18 protein-coding genes are annotated in these 13,547 nt (G+C 39.6%); 11 read left to right on the top strand and 7 right to left on the bottom strand.

Going from position 1 to position 13,547, the window contains the following annotated elements:
- Positions 1-200: 200 nt before the first annotated feature.
- From FPK91_RS16885 to FPK91_RS16895, 3 genes are all read right to left on the bottom strand, one after another.
- Positions 201-473, bottom strand: a complete 273-nt coding sequence (locus FPK91_RS16885; protein WP_144212622.1) for an HU family DNA-binding protein — start codon at positions 471-473, stop codon at positions 201-203.
- 210 nt (positions 474-683) lie between these two features.
- A complete protein-coding gene (locus FPK91_RS16890) occupies positions 684-1,481 on the bottom strand; it encodes a response regulator (protein ID WP_144212624.1) in 798 nt (265 codons plus the stop codon).
- Positions 1,482-1,566: 85 nt separating this feature from the next.
- Complete coding sequence (locus FPK91_RS16895) at positions 1,567-1,953, bottom strand: hypothetical protein (protein ID WP_144212626.1); 387 nt, start codon at positions 1,951-1,953, stop codon at positions 1,567-1,569.
- A gap of 105 nt (positions 1,954-2,058) precedes the next feature.
- On the opposite strand from FPK91_RS16895, the gene FPK91_RS16900 reads away from it, so the two are divergent.
- Positions 2,059-2,568, top strand: a complete 510-nt coding sequence (locus tag FPK91_RS16900; RefSeq protein ID WP_144212627.1) for a DUF4240 domain-containing protein — start codon at positions 2,059-2,061, stop codon at positions 2,566-2,568.
- 92 nt (positions 2,569-2,660) lie between these two features.
- Here FPK91_RS16900 and FPK91_RS16905 read toward each other — a convergent pair whose 3' ends face one another.
- Positions 2,661-2,972 carry a hypothetical protein gene (locus FPK91_RS16905; RefSeq protein WP_144212629.1) on the bottom strand — a complete coding sequence of 104 codons (312 nt, stop codon included), beginning with the start codon at positions 2,970-2,972 and terminating at the stop codon, positions 2,661-2,663.
- Positions 2,973-3,343: 371 nt separating this feature from the next.
- Here FPK91_RS16905 and FPK91_RS16910 point away from each other — a divergent pair, with 371 nt between their 5' ends.
- Positions 3,344-3,874 (top strand): DUF3016 domain-containing protein, encoded by a 531-nt coding sequence (locus tag FPK91_RS16910; RefSeq protein WP_144212631.1) that lies wholly within the window; start codon positions 3,344-3,346, stop codon positions 3,872-3,874.
- A gap of 143 nt (positions 3,875-4,017) precedes the next feature.
- Here the strand turns inward: FPK91_RS16910 and FPK91_RS16915 are convergent, their stop codons facing one another.
- On the bottom strand, positions 4,018-4,329 hold the full coding sequence (locus tag FPK91_RS16915) for a prephenate dehydrogenase (RefSeq protein WP_144212634.1): 312 nt from the start codon (positions 4,327-4,329) through the stop codon (positions 4,018-4,020).
- Positions 4,330-4,379: 50 nt separating this feature from the next.
- On the opposite strand from FPK91_RS16915, the gene FPK91_RS16920 reads away from it, so the two are divergent.
- Together FPK91_RS16920 and FPK91_RS16925 are read left to right on the top strand one after the other, a co-directional pair.
- Entirely contained in the window at positions 4,380-5,291 is a 912-nt protein-coding gene (locus FPK91_RS16920) for a TraB/GumN family protein (RefSeq protein WP_144212636.1), read from the top strand.
- A 127-nt stretch (positions 5,292-5,418) separates the two neighbouring features.
- Entirely contained in the window at positions 5,419-6,288 is an 870-nt protein-coding gene (locus tag FPK91_RS16925) for a MaoC family dehydratase (RefSeq protein ID WP_168926932.1), read from the top strand.
- A gap of 133 nt (positions 6,289-6,421) precedes the next feature.
- Here the strand turns inward: FPK91_RS16925 and FPK91_RS16930 are convergent, their stop codons facing one another.
- Positions 6,422-8,047, bottom strand: coding sequence for a mechanosensitive ion channel family protein (locus FPK91_RS16930; RefSeq protein ID WP_144212638.1), 1,626 nt, complete (start codon positions 8,045-8,047; stop codon positions 6,422-6,424).
- Positions 8,048-8,151: 104 nt separating this feature from the next.
- Here FPK91_RS16930 and FPK91_RS16935 point away from each other — a divergent pair, with 104 nt between their 5' ends.
- The gene (locus FPK91_RS16935; protein ID WP_144212640.1) at positions 8,152-8,469 is read left to right on the top strand and encodes a hypothetical protein; all 318 of its coding nucleotides are present in this window, start codon (positions 8,152-8,154) and stop codon (positions 8,467-8,469) included.
- Here FPK91_RS16935 and FPK91_RS21185 read toward each other — a convergent pair.
- On the bottom strand, positions 8,466-8,591 hold the full coding sequence (locus FPK91_RS21185; RefSeq protein ID WP_264371767.1) for a hypothetical protein: 126 nt from the start codon (positions 8,589-8,591) through the stop codon (positions 8,466-8,468). The genes FPK91_RS16935 and FPK91_RS21185 overlap by 4 nt on opposite strands.
- Before the next feature lie 215 nt (positions 8,592-8,806).
- Between FPK91_RS21185 and FPK91_RS16940 the strand changes: the two genes are divergently transcribed.
- The 6 genes from FPK91_RS16940 (at position 8,807) to rraB (ending at position 13,467) form a co-directional block, all read left to right on the top strand.
- Positions 8,807-9,115: an ABC-type zinc uptake system zinc chaperone gene (locus tag FPK91_RS16940; protein ID WP_227006603.1), complete on the top strand. Its 309-nt coding sequence runs from the start codon at positions 8,807-8,809 to the stop codon at positions 9,113-9,115.
- Positions 9,116-9,192: 77 nt separating this feature from the next.
- The gene (locus FPK91_RS16945; protein ID WP_144212642.1) at positions 9,193-10,392 is read left to right on the top strand and encodes a TonB-dependent receptor; all 1,200 of its coding nucleotides are present in this window, start codon (positions 9,193-9,195) and stop codon (positions 10,390-10,392) included.
- A complete protein-coding gene (locus tag FPK91_RS16950; protein ID WP_144212644.1) occupies positions 10,376-11,284 on the top strand; it encodes a metal ABC transporter solute-binding protein, Zn/Mn family in 909 nt (302 codons plus the stop codon). The genes FPK91_RS16945 and FPK91_RS16950 overlap by 17 nt, the downstream gene beginning before the upstream one ends.
- Positions 11,285-11,287: 3 nt before the next feature.
- A complete protein-coding gene (locus FPK91_RS16955; RefSeq protein ID WP_144212646.1) occupies positions 11,288-12,076 on the top strand; it encodes a metal ABC transporter permease in 789 nt (262 codons plus the stop codon).
- Between the two features lie 167 nt (positions 12,077-12,243).
- Positions 12,244-12,996 carry a 1-acylglycerol-3-phosphate O-acyltransferase gene (locus FPK91_RS16960; protein WP_144212648.1) on the top strand — a complete coding sequence of 251 codons (753 nt, stop codon included), beginning with the start codon at positions 12,244-12,246 and terminating at the stop codon, positions 12,994-12,996.
- Between the two features lie 57 nt (positions 12,997-13,053).
- Entirely contained in the window at positions 13,054-13,467 is a 414-nt protein-coding gene (gene rraB / locus FPK91_RS16965; protein WP_144212650.1) for a ribonuclease E inhibitor RraB, read from the top strand.
- Positions 13,468-13,547 lie beyond the last annotated feature (80 nt).

Below are 13,547 nucleotides of genomic sequence, written 5' to 3' on the forward strand. Positions count from 1 at the left end.
CATGTTTATAAACCATTCTAAATCAGCATCTTATATAAACATGCGCTAATATGTGGCAACAATGGTGCATCTCAATGAGGCAGAGCTGCACTTTTTTTGTGCGTTTTAAGTGTGGAATTTACTGAAATAGTTTTCTGTGTTTATAAAGGTCAAGGCATAAAAAAACCTCCAAGAAGGAGGTTTTATCGTTAAAGCGGTTTTTAGTTAACGCTATCTTTTAACGTTTTACCAGCTTTGAACTTTGGTACAGTTGCTTCAGCAATTTGAATTTCTTTACCCGTTTGTGGGTTACGACCTGTACGTGCTGCGCGAACTGATGTTTCGAAAGAACCAAAACCTACGATAGAAATCTTGTCACCATTTTTCATGGCTTCAGTAACAGTTTCTTCAAAAGACTTTAGTGCACGACCTGCTTCAGCTTTTGTTAACTCAGCATTTTCTGCGATTTTTGCAATTAATTCACTTTTGTTCATGTTGATATTCTCTGCTTTCCATAGATGTGTTTAATTAAAACTAGATTAACATGCCATAAGCCATGGGGGTTTAAAAGCCTTTTATCTTATTAATGTGCAGCATTTTTGTAAAATGGTGCCTTTTGGGCTTTTTATTAGCACTTTGGATTGTTTTTACGCTGTTTTAATTGTCTTCAAGTGTTTATGTGACTGAAAATATAGTCAGACGAGTTATTCTTCGAGTAATTGATAGAGTAACTGTTTAACAAGTTTTGGCTCGAATGGTTTATCACAAAGGGCATTGACACCTGCACTTGAGACATTACTTAAATGGGTATCATTGGCCTCTGAAGACACCATCAAAATGGGAATATGTGACTGTTGGCTTTCGTTACGAATATATTGCGTTAGCGCCAGTCCATCGACACTGGGCATATTGTAGTCAGTAATGACTAAATCAAACATCTGTTGCTGCATCAATTCAATTGCTTCTGCACCGTCAGTGGCTTCAACAATAATTCTTATACCTAGATTGGTTATTGTGCGTTTAATAACGTTACGCGCCATACGGCTATCATCAACCACCAATGTGCGAATGTCTTGCACGTCAAAATGGCTTAAATCCAACTCGTCATTACTGATTAAATCAATGGTTGAGTTTAATGCTGTGGCTAAATGATCCGCTGCAAAAGGTTTTGGCAAAATTGCCACGACCCCAGATTGCCTGAATATTTCTAATTGTTCGCGGCGACATTCACTGGATACCAGCATAAATTGGATATCTTTATAGTGGGTATCTTGTTTTATAAAACTGAGAAGTTCAGTCGCTTCACCATCATCAAAATGCAGTGCGCTGACAATCAAATCGGGAGTATGCCGAGCAATGATTTCTTTAGCTTGGGCTATATTGGCGGCTGTTTGAATACTGCTTACGCCTTCTTGTTGCAGGCGAGACATAATAATTTTGCGTTGAACATCAGAAGGTTCAAGTAGCAAAATAGATAATTCGCTTGGAGATAATTGGCTCATGGCATACTTCTTATTATTAGTGTTTGAGTCATTGGACATATTTTACCTTAAGCGAAGGTCTGAATATAGCGAGCTGTTAGCTTAGTTAACTATTCTGTTTCAAATAATCTGCAGTTTTTTTACAAAATGCGACCCAATACTGAAAACTAAGGACCATCAATATACAGATAGCAATCGCAGGAATAGGAATCGTCATTCCGTTGTATTCCACTTTTACATCTTCAGGTGTTAATTGATAAGCAATAACTGCAGTTGTCGATAATGCTAATGCCGCTAAAGTTTGTATTGCCAAGTAGACTTTTAGTGCAATGCTTGCCCATTGAGTTCGTTTAACCAAACCAAATAGTACTGGGATGACGCCAATAGTGAATAGGTCAATACTTTGGATGCTATATGAGCGCCAAAGCGCGAGTATTAAAAGTAGTACATAAAAAATAATTAGTAGGGTCAATCTCAGTGGCGGTTTATTCATAGTTTTACTGTCATTAATGAGGCTGTGTTAATCGTGATGTGGTGTAGAATAACGTGAGTTGAGAGAGTTTGTGAAAACGTTTTTATAAGAATTTAGGATAAGTGAATGACTGAGGCGGAATTTTGGTCTTTAGTGACCCGCAGCCACGCTGAGCAATCAGAACAAGAGTGCAATGATCAATTAGTTGAAAAGTTGTCGGCATTAGATGATGTTGCATTAGCGGCTTTTGATAAAATGTTTGGCCAACAAATGCGCCGGAGCTACCAATGGGATATCTGGGGAGCGGCATACATCATTACTGGATGTGATTCTGACTATGGTTTTGTTGAGTTTCGCAGCTTCATTCTGTCGTTAGGTGAACAATGGTATAACAATATCATCAATAATCCAGATTGCTTGGGTGAGCTTGATAAATGGCCAACGAAAGATGATTATGCTTATCCATTCATCGAAGATTATGATTTGATCGCCGGTAAGATCTATGAAGATCGCAATGGTGATGAGTTACCGTTTGTACCTTCTGGACAGGATACGCCAAAAGGGAAAAAGTTCAGTACGAAGAAAAAAGACTTACGGAAAAACTACCCTAAATTGAGCCAACGTTTTCCATTCTAGGTTAGCACTTAAATTAGTACTTAAATTATTGCGCAATAATAAAAAATGCAGCCCATGTGGCTGCATTTTTTATATCAAAGTGGTGTTGGCGGTTAGCCATCACACACTTCTGATTGAGTGTCGAAGTCCAAACCGTATTTAGCACAGGTTTGCTTCATAAAATTTTGTTCTGCGGTTTGCATTTGCTGATCAAAATCTTGGCTTAATTCAGCGGAAAAATCTTGCTCGGCAGCCTGCATATGTTCACTCATTAATTGTTTGTGTTCTTTAATCGCTTGCTCGCCTTGGGCATCAATATCAAACTGATGAGCAAAACTGCTTGATGAAGCTAGCATAGCAACACAAAATGTAGCGGCTAGAGAAAGTTTCTTAGTCATAGTCGTTTTAGTTGTGATGTTATTCATAGTATTACTCCAGTATTGATTCGTTAAGTCGTTTTGCGCTTAATCCTTCAGCGATAATAGCTTCCTGTAATATTTAATCTTGCTTACAAATTGCAATGCATGTTGGTAAGTGAGTTATATAATGGTGTGTTGCTTTGTTGGGATGTATATTACCGAACCTTGCCTGAACGATAACTGAACAGTTTCGGTTTGTTTTTTGAACGGAAAGGTTTATATCTTTTCTTAAGTCGGGCTCTTTTCTTACAGCAAGACTATTCAGATTACGTTAAGCTTATATACAGGTTAGATTTTATATCCTAAGTGATGAAATAAGATAATAAATATAAACGTGGGTATTAACATCTGTATTCGCATAGCCAGGAGACAATATAATGAAGGTTAAACATCTACTGCTCGCAGGCGCATTAATGTGTAATGTCGCAATTGCTGAAGAAGAAACAACACCAAACCCAGTAACTGAAGAAGGTGTTGTAAAAGTTGAATGGCAAGAACCGAAAAGCTATCGAGATTTAAAAACTGCGACAGAAGTTAAGTCGCGTTTTCAACAACGATTTTTCGATACGATTACAGAAAATGTAAACAAAGAAGCTGAAAAAATCCTTAAGCATGGTCAAAAGCTTGAAATGATTGTTACCGATGTTGATTTGGCTGGTGATTTAAGACCGACATTTGGCGCAACATCGGCAAGTGAATTACGTATTGTGAAAGATTTATACCCACCTAGAATGACTTTCTCTTATAGCATTACAGAGGGTGATAAAGTGATTATGGCTGGTAATGAAAAGCTCATGGACATGAACTTTATGTACGGGGTTAATTCGACACGTAACCAAAGACCTTTTGAGTACGAAACGGCAATGCTTAAGTCTTGGTTAAAGAAAACGGTAGCACCTAAACTGTAAAGTTTATGTCATTAGTGACTCAGGTTTGAATAAATAAACGGCTTATTAAAGCCGTTTTTTATTGACCGTTTGTTACATAAAAATAGCCGTTCAAAGGTTTGTCTGCGCTACTAACGGTAATACATGCAACAGCGTTTTATTTCTTACTTAGTGTTTTGCTTGAATAAATGCAGTGTTTGAAGTAATGCCCCTAGCTTCTTAACATAAGACTCTAATGTCTCAGGTGGGATATGTCTTAGTTCTTGAATTTCATCTAGCTCATCAGCTAATTCTTGCACATAAGGTAAAAAACGATTGCTCTTTTGGCTAAAACCTTGTTCTTCTGTAAAAATTGCCACAAACTTACCGTGACCAACTTGACGTAATTCGTCGAGTCTTTTATCTGCATCAATGGCTTGGCGGTATCCTGTTTGGAGACTTTCTTTTACTTGCTGGATAACTTTGGTATACGGCATGATAGCCTCATTAAACATCTTCAAATTTAGCTAAATTATAAGGGTCTGCTATGGGACTAACAAGTCAATTGGGTTTTAAATTATCGTTTGCAGCAAGAAAGCACTTTAGTGCTCGAATGGGTTTATTCATTGCCGGTGCTTTTTTCTGTACATCGATTGCTGCAGCTGAAACAGATACACCACCTTTTTACAAAATAACCTACCAAGGCAAACAGGCTTTTTTATTAGGTTCTATTCATGTGGGTAAAGCTGATTTTTATCCGATGGCACCGGTTATTGAGCAAGCATATGCTCAAGCTGATGCTCTAGTTATTGAGGCAGATGTCACCAAGGCCAATACTCAACAATTATTAAGCCAGTACGGCTTGGCAACGCAAGAGACCAAAGTCGATTTAGCGCAGGTTTCCCCCGATTTTTGTCAGCAATCTATGACGGTTTGTCAGGGATTATCGCCATTAGCGCCATGGCTTCAAGCTGCTCAAGTCACATTGGTTCGATATAACCAACTTGGTTTAAATGCTGAAGAAGGGGTAGATGTCACCTTGGTGGCCAAAAATAAAAGTCGACCCTTATTAGAACTTGAGAGTGTAAAGTTTCAATTTGAGCTTATCTCATCATTTTCTACCCAAACACAACTGCAAATGCTCGATGAAGCGATAACATCATCAGATGCAGACATGCTAGAAATGGTTGCAGCATGGCGAATAGGTGATAAACAGGTACTGGCAAACATTATGGAAGACCAAAGTGATGAGCTAGCCAAAGAGTTAGTTGAAAAACTCTTATGGCAACGGAATCATCAAATGAGTCAGCGAACCATGGAGTTCTTTAAAGAAAATCAGTATCAGCAAATGTTTATTGTGGTAGGTGCAGGTCATTTGGTTGGCAGCCAATCAATGCCGATTATATTCAAAAGCTTGGGTGCTGAAGTGATTGATTGCTGGCAAGACCAGTGTTTGTAGCGTGTTGTTTAATGAGTTTGGGGCTGTGCCGGATATTTTGGCTGTAGTATAATGAGGTTATTAAACATTTGTGACCTAGTAAATTCTGTTTTATTACTATTTTCACCGTATCAAAAAGGTAAGCCACTTGAGTAACGATTACTCTATAGCATTAACATCAATGCCGTCGTTGATATCTTTATATAGCAAAATTTTATTGACTCGCAAGCCTGGTTGGGATCAACAGCCATTGCCTAAGATCCATGTGCAAGCTGACGGTATTTCTATATCAGATAACAAAATTCGTCAGTATGCGGATGTGTGCAAGTTTGATTATGATGGCAAAGTGTTACCGCCAACTTATTTATATACACTTGTGTTTAGATTGCATGCGACAATTTTTACCCATAAAGGGATTACTTTTCCTTTGTTGGGTATGATTCATTTGAAAAACAGCATTAGTTTGCACAGAGCTATCAATGCTGATGAAGTGTTCAATGTTGAGTGTAATCTGATATCTAGTCAAACCACCGATACAGGGCTTGAATTTGAGCTTGAATCTAAAGTCTATGTGGGTGAAGAACTGGTTTGGGAAGCACTCTCGACTTACCTATATCGAATCGAATCGAAGGGAAGAAGAGCTAGACCACCACGTGCATCAGATATGGTTTGGGAAAATGTTAATACCTGGTCATTACCTGAAGATTTAGGTCGTCAGTATGCCAAAGCATCTGGTGATTATAACCTTATTCATTTACACCCCATTGTCTCGAAACGGTTTGGGTTTGATCGTGTGCTAGCACATGGTATGTGGTCAAAAGCGCGATGCTTGTCTGGCTTAATGCAGTTTATTGGTGATAGACCCTTTAAGCTTGATGTCGAGTTTAAATTGCCCGTATTTATGCCATCAGAGGTGACTTTTGCTTTTGAAAGTATGGAAAATGGTAAACGATTCGAAATGCGAGATATTAAAGGTCGCCGCCCTCATCTGTTAGGCACCATGTCTTACTTAGATTAAGTATGGCCAGGGAATTAATGCATATTAATAAAGGTGTAATTAGTTCACGCGTAATAAAAAAGCCCGAATCATTAATTGATTCGGGCTTTTTGATGCATGAATTGACTGTTATAAATGTCCTTTCATTAAAGGCTTAATCTTGTGCCTTTTCATGATAAATATGCACATCGCGTTGCGGGAATGGAATGCTGACACCTTGTGCATCAAATTGCATTTTCACTTCACGGGTGATGTCCCAGTAAACTTCCCAGTAATCAACTGGGTTTGCCCAAGGGCGTACTACAAAATCAACGGATGATTCACCTAGGGTATGCAATCTAATCGTAGGTTCTGGAGTTTTCTTCACTTTTGGATGCGCTAGTACGATGTCAGTTAAGATTTTTTCCGCTTTAGGGATATCATCGCCGTAGCCAATGCCAAATGTCATATCAACGCGTCGCTCATTCTCCACGGTAATATTATTAATGGTATCGCCCCAAATTTTGTTGTTTGGAATAATAAGTCGCTGGTTATCAAGGGTTTTAACTGTGGTTGATACTAAGCTCATATGGCTTACACGACCGGTTACCCCTGCTGCGTTAATCAAGTCACCCACATCATAAGGACGGTAGATCAGAATCATCATGCCTGATGCAAAGTTAGATAAGGTATCTTGCAATGCAAAACCGATAATCACACCGGCAATACCGAAACCAGCAAGTAAGGGAGCGAGTTCAAAGCCAAGTTGAGATAGTGCAATCAATAAGCCTAAAGCGAAAACGACATTACCTGAAATCGAGGTAAAGAAATCTTGTAGCAGTACGCTAAATTTAAGCTTTGAAGAGTTGACTGCTTTACGGACGACTTTTCTTACTATTTTCGCAACCAAACTGGTTAAGAATAGAATGACCAAAAAGATGACAATTTTGAATGTTAATCCAGTGCCATTTTCTAGGGCTTGATTCTTCGCTATTGTCATCCACTCTTGTGCCAAACTTGATGCCACATCAAAGTTTAAAACATCTTGAGTAATATCGCCTGATACACTAAATAGGGTTTGTTTAATTTGGGCAGTGTCTTGCCCTAGATTTTCGAGTATGTCAGCGGCGATACTTAAGCTGCTGCTATGTTGAGCTAGTCTATTTTTTAAGTCTGCAACTTGGTTTTTTTGCTCGGCGGTAATATCTGCGCCAGCATTGGAGGCTTCATCAACAGCATGCAATAATTGATTTTGAGTATAGTTGGTTAAACTCTCTAGATAATCCGCTCTTATGGTCAGTTCATCTGTCAATGCAGCTTTAGCTGCCTCTACATTGATGTTTAACGTTGTTCCCCAATTAATGGTTTCTAACTCAGCTTGAAGGTAATGATCTCTATCTTCTTCACGCTTAATGATAGCTTGCATGCTTGCAGTGTCATTATCGCCACCTAATGTAAGCTTTAACGCCGTAATATCAGCATCTAAATATTTACCGACAGTATCAAGGAAGGCCAGTTGTTGTTCGACTTTTGGCGTTAGGTAGACTAAATCAGGGTCAGGTTGACTAATTAATATATCTAATTGTTCACGTAGTTGGTTGGTTTTATTGCGTATACGGAACTCACTAATATTTTTTAGCTCGCCTTTAGCACTTTGTAAATAATTAATATCAGCATCGATAACTTTTTGTAACTTATCAATTTTATTGATGGTATTTGTATTTGTTTCAACAGCAAAACTGGATTCAGAAAAGCTCATAAGGCTTAACAAACAGCATAAAACAATCAAAATTCTGGGCATGATAAACGTCCTGTAAAAATGTAGATTGTTTATCATAAGTTATTGAAGGAAGTTTGACGATAATTTGCTAAACTTACGCACTTTTTATTTTCAGGTAGTTCATCATGGCATTGCTATGCGCTCATTGTCACAAGCAAATATCAGTTAGTAAAATAACGGGTACAAGAGGGAAAGGTTTTTCTTCGCATATTCAGTGTTATCACTGTCAAGCATGGCTTGGACGACATGGTTATTTAACCGCGTTGAAAATTTTTGGCTTTTACACTGCGGTAGGAGCGGGCGTGACTGGGTATTTTGTTGATGGTTTGGCTAATATCATTACCCCCATAATCATGCTTTCGTTGATTCTTACGGGGGTAACGCATTTGATGGATCATCTACTGGTTATTGAAGCGCCTGCAGACGATTCAACAACAAATTAATCAACCACGTGAACTTGGTTTTCTAATGCGGTTTCAACGTAATAGATACCGCCTAGTACCACAACACCGATGATCACCATTGTTAAAATAATGCCCAAATTGTCTTTTACTATATTCATCATAGATAATTCCTCTGTCATTGGTTGACTAAGCTGATATTTATGACTGTTATTTTAACTTTTTCAGCTTAAGCTAATCTTAAAACAGCATAGTGGTTAGTGGGTTAAGTTGCTATGGTCGATCACAATTTTTTAATAAAAGTGATTTGTAACAAACTAGCAGTTGATTTTTTATGTTTATTTCTTAAGAATAGCTGCGATTTTTAAAATAATTTTAAATGGATGAGACGAACCCAGTGAGACTTTCTAAGCAAATGAGACAACATATTGCGATGTGGCTTTCAGCCATGCTCGTACTATTGTCATTTGCGGCGTCTGCTCACGAGTCAATCCATAAGCACGAAAGCATAAATACCGACTGTACTTTATGTTTCCATCAGCACCAGTTACAAAAATCACTTCCCAGTAGCCATTTTAGCATCGCCATCGTTCGTCAGCGTTTTGAGTCGACTGACGATGTTGTGGTTAAAACACGGGCTTCACACCAATCTTATTACCACAGCCGCGCGCCACCCGTTCTCCGCTAATCCAACAGTTTTAATTTAATTATTTATTCGGCCACTCATTTTCGGTGGACGGATGCTTGTTGTATATTGGAGAAATTATGTTTAGTTCAAACAAACGACTGACAGCAGTTGCGATCGCGTGTGCATTTTCATCAAGTTCTGTTTTTGCAGAAGATTCTAGCTTAACTAATCCCAACATTAGTGCGGTATTGGATGGTTTTTACCAGTCAGGAGACCGTGGTTTAGGCGGGCGAAGTGAAGGTTTCGGCTTAGGTGAAACTGAGCTGGCCATCAGTGCCAATATCGATGATATGTTCTACGGCAAAGTCACGGCAATATTAGAAGTGCACGATGGCGATACTGAGATCGAGCTTGAAGAAGCCTTTATTCAAACTATGGCGATGCCGGGTGGCTTTGGTATTCGTGCTGGTCGTTTTTTATCAGATATTGGTTATTTAAATAATCAACACATCCATACCGACTCTTTTTCTGATCGTCCTGCTGCTTACCGCGCCTTTATGGGTGGCCATTATTTTGATGATGGTGTTAGGTTAACCTATGTTGCGCCAACAGACTTATATTGGACTATGGGTATTGAAGCCTTTAGCGGTGAAAAAATGCGTGCTGAAGATGAGCATGATGAACGTGACTTTAATTCTGTGGGTGTTTACTCTGCTTTCACTAAATTTGGTGGTGACATCGGTTATTCAAGCTCTTGGCAAGTCGGTCTAAGCTACTTACGTAATGAAAATGGTAAAACTTATCTAGAAGATGAACATGAACCTCATGCGGATGATGATCACGATGACCACGAGGGCCACAGTCATAGTGCATCATACACAGGTGAGAATACTTATATTGCTGATTTTGTTTATAAATGGGCACCTAATGGAAACTATAAGTACCAGCATTTAACTGTGAGCGGTGAGTATTTCCGTGTTTCAGATATTTTCTCATTTGAAGAAGATCATGATCATGAACACGACTTATTAAGTACAGACAGTGATGATTATCATCAAGGTTGGTATTTAAGCAGTGTTTATCAATTCTCACCAAATTGGTCTGCAGGCATACGTTACGGCGAAGTGGATACCTTTGAAGCGCATGGTGATCATTTAGACCCACAAAAATTGAAAGAAACTGAATTGAGCTTGGCATGGCATTACAGTCACTTTTCAACCGTTCGTCTGCAATATACTAATCAGCAAGGGACAAACTTTGATGGTTTTGAAGACGACAACATCCTTACACTACAATACGTAATGACATTAGGAGCTCACGGTGCGCATCAATTCTAAGAAAGTAATTATCGCGGCAACGCTATTAGCCGGCTTAGTGAGTTCATCAGCTAATGCTGCATTTAACGTGTTTGCCTGTGAGCCTGAATATGCGGCGTTAACAGAGGCATTAGCCCCTAACGCAAAAGTGTATTCAGCAACCAGTGCTTTGCAAGATCCGCATCAAGTACAGGCGCGTCCAAGTCTTATCGCTAAAATGCGTCAAGCTGATTTAGTGGTTTGTGCTGGTGCCGACCTTGAAATCGGCTGGTTACCTATGTTGCAGATGAAAGCCTCTAACAATAAGGTGCTTTCAACTGACACAGGGCTTTTCTATGCTGCTGAGCATATCGAAACATTGGATCAATTGACTCAAGTCGATCGTTCAATGGGCGATGTGCATGCTAAAGGTAATCCTCACTTACATTTTGACCCAAGAAAATTTCTGAAGGTGGCGCAAGCGCTATCGGCAAAATTGACTGAGTTAGACCCAAGTTCTGCTGCTGAATACCAAGCGTCATTAGCTGAGTTTACTGAGCAATGGCAGCAAGCGATTCCTCGTTGGGAAGAAAAAGCCCAGCAGCTTAAGGGAAAAAAAGTCATTGCTTACCACTCAAGCTTTAGATATTTGTTTAACTGGCTTGCTATTGAGCAAGTGGCAGATCTTGAACCAAAGCCAGGGCTACCACCAAGTAGCAGCCATCTAGCTAAGCTGGTTAATCGTGGTCAACAGGGCGATATTATGGCGATAGTCGTGGCATCTTATCAAGATGAGCGCGGGGCAAATTGGCTTGGTGAACGTACTGATTTACCCGTTGTCGTTGTACCTATGTCAGTAGGCGGTAATGATCAAAGCCATGACCTTATTAGTCTATATGATAGCGTATTGACGATATTAACTGAGGTGGAATAGCCTATGTTTGAGTTCGAGCTGCTAATCATTTTGTTTCCGGCATTTATTGCTGGTTTACTTGTGTTGTCTACCCACGTGGTGTTAGGGCGGCAAGTACTTAAACGTGGCATTATTTTCATCGACTTGGCCATTGCTCAAGTGGCTGCACTCGGTGCGATAGTCGCTCACATGGATCACACTATTGAGGAGTTACCTTATTCTCATGTGTGGATGCCGGCATTATTTGCCCTTGCTGGTGCAGGTTTTATTGCGTGGTTGTCTAAGCGTTTTCCTGCTGAGTTAGAGGCATTTATTGGCTGTTTTTATGTACTGAGTGCAGTGGGGGCAATGTTATTGTTATCTAACGACCCCCATGGCGCAGAATTACTGAAACAGCTAATGTCTGGACAAATTTTGTGGGTGAATTGGTCGCAGCTAGTGTTACCCGCTGTCGTGTCGGTAGCAATTTTAGCGTTAATTGCATTCAAACCTAACATACTCGAAGGCGCTGGTTTCTACTTTTTATTCGCGATAGTCATAACACTATCGGTTGAATTAGTCGGTGTTTACCTTGTTTTCAGTACGTTAATACTACCTGGATTGGCGCTAAATCAGTATGTTGGCAAACATGCTTTGGCGCTGGCTTATGTGGTTGGGTTTGTTGGTTATCTAACAGGGCTTATACTCTCAGCCAGTTATGATCTACCTAGCGGCGCAGCAATTGTAGCGGCCTTGGCTGTCAGTGCTATTTGCATGCGTTTACTGTTGAGTTTTAGCAGTAAAAACAGCAATAGCAAACAAGCTGATAGTTAGCAGTATAAAAGAATTAATGATGCGTTAATGTTTAAGGCATCATTAATTCTTTATAGCTAGTGTATAATTATTTAAGCTTACAATTGTAAACTGAAATTGTTCCATAGCTATTGAGTCCAGCGAAACTGCTGGCTATACTGTCGCCACTTTATTTGCAGGAGTCTGCTGTGCTGTTAATTGCTCGTTCAATTATTCTTGCAGTGTTATTAACACTGGCCTTTTTTTTCGTCATCATTCTTTGTCTTGTTAGACCAATGCACCGTGATAACGTCCATGTTATTGCTAAAATTTTCTCATCTGTCGCCCCAGTCCTAGGCATAAAGGTCATTACCCGAACTGCAAAAGCTGATGGGGATACGGTAGTGGAAGAGACCGTCAAAGAGCCAAAGATCTATTTAGCTAATCATCAAAATAATTTCGATTTGTTTACTCATACCTCTGCAGTGCCTGAAGCGACTGTGAGCTTAGGCAAAAAAAGCTTAGCGTGGATGCCGTTATTTGGGCAGATTTATTGGTTGTCAGGCAATATTCTGATTGATCGTAAAAATCGTCATAGCGCATTTGATACCATGGCGAAAACCGTTAAGAAAATGAAAGAAAGTTTCTTATCAGTGTGGATTTTTCCTGAAGGTACGCGTTCTCGTGGACGTGGATTACTGCCCTTCAAAGTCGGTGCATTTCACACCGCGATAGCAGCTAAAGCCTCAATCGTACCTGTGTTAGCATCTTGTCAAAATCATATTAAGCTGAACAAGTGGAACAATGGTGTTGTTATTGTTGAAATGATGGCGCCAATGTCGACAGCTAATGTTGAGAAAGCGGACGTTAAAAAGTTATGCGCTAAAGTACATGATGTGATGTCGAAGCGTTTAGCTGAATTAAATCTAGAAGCATCGACATTAATGGCTAAACCTCAGTAGGTTTATCACGTATAATTAGCGTTAATGCCGCATTTTATTTGTTAACGGAGAGAATCCATGTCTATCGAAGCTCAATTGAAAGAGCAATTTGCAGAGAACCGTGAAATTATTCAAGCCTTGCTTGATGATGGTTCACAAGCTGATGCTGAATACACCATCGAGCATCACTTCTCTTCGACTAATTTTGATCGTCTAGAGAAAGCCGCTGTAGATGCCTTCAAATTAGGTTTTGAAGTCAATGATGCTGAAGAAATGGAACTTGAAGATGGTTCAGTGATTATCTGCTTTGATGCTATTGCTAATCACGCTCTTGAAGCGCCTCTACTTGATAAAGCCTGCGAGCAGTTAATGATTCTTGCTGCTAAGCAAAAAGTCGATTACGACGGCTGGGGCACCTTCTTTGTTGGTGATGAAGATGAAGACGACGTTGATGAAGATGACGATGAAGAGATTGAAGAAGACAGTTTCTAAATATCATCCCGATTTTGATCTAGTAGGCATGGCCTATTATATTTAAAGTAAACATTAAAAAGCCCACTCATCAGTGGGCT

It is taken from the genome of Shewanella donghaensis (genome assembly GCF_007567505.1).
Taxonomy (GTDB): domain Bacteria; phylum Pseudomonadota; class Gammaproteobacteria; order Enterobacterales; family Shewanellaceae; genus Shewanella; species Shewanella donghaensis.

Bases quoted from the DNA above. Each gene is read 5' to 3' on its own strand.
- FPK91_RS16930 (WP_144212638.1), bottom strand. From the start codon at position 8,047: ATGCCCAGAATTTTGATTGTTTTATGCTGTTTGTTAAGCCTTATGAGC.
- FPK91_RS16900 (WP_144212627.1), top strand. From the start codon at position 2,059: ATGACTGAGGCGGAATTTTGGTCTTTAGTGACCCGCAGCCACGCTGAG.
- FPK91_RS16915 (WP_144212634.1), bottom strand. From the start codon at position 4,329: ATGCCGTATACCAAAGTTATCCAGCAAGTAAAAGAAAGTCTCCAAACA.
- rraB (WP_144212650.1), top strand. From the start codon at position 13,054: ATGTCTATCGAAGCTCAATTGAAAGAGCAATTTGCAGAGAACCGTGAA.
- FPK91_RS16940 (WP_227006603.1), top strand. From the start codon at position 8,807: ATGGATGAGACGAACCCAGTGAGACTTTCTAAGCAAATGAGACAACAT.
- FPK91_RS16885 (WP_144212622.1), bottom strand. From the start codon at position 473: ATGAACAAAAGTGAATTAATTGCAAAAATCGCAGAAAATGCTGAGTTA.
- FPK91_RS16905 (WP_144212629.1), bottom strand. From the start codon at position 2,972: ATGAATAACATCACAACTAAAACGACTATGACTAAGAAACTTTCTCTA.
- FPK91_RS16895 (WP_144212626.1), bottom strand. From the start codon at position 1,953: ATGAATAAACCGCCACTGAGATTGACCCTACTAATTATTTTTTATGTA.
- FPK91_RS16935 (WP_144212640.1), top strand. From the start codon at position 8,152: ATGGCATTGCTATGCGCTCATTGTCACAAGCAAATATCAGTTAGTAAA.
- FPK91_RS16890 (WP_144212624.1), bottom strand. From the start codon at position 1,481: ATGAGCCAATTATCTCCAAGCGAATTATCTATTTTGCTACTTGAACCT.
- FPK91_RS16920 (WP_144212636.1), top strand. From the start codon at position 4,380: ATGGGACTAACAAGTCAATTGGGTTTTAAATTATCGTTTGCAGCAAGA.
- FPK91_RS16945 (WP_144212642.1), top strand. From the start codon at position 9,193: ATGTTTAGTTCAAACAAACGACTGACAGCAGTTGCGATCGCGTGTGCA.
- FPK91_RS16910 (WP_144212631.1), top strand. From the start codon at position 3,344: ATGAAGGTTAAACATCTACTGCTCGCAGGCGCATTAATGTGTAATGTC.
- FPK91_RS16955 (WP_144212646.1), top strand. From the start codon at position 11,288: ATGTTTGAGTTCGAGCTGCTAATCATTTTGTTTCCGGCATTTATTGCT.
- FPK91_RS21185 (WP_264371767.1), bottom strand. From the start codon at position 8,591: ATGATGAATATAGTAAAAGACAATTTGGGCATTATTTTAACAATGGTG.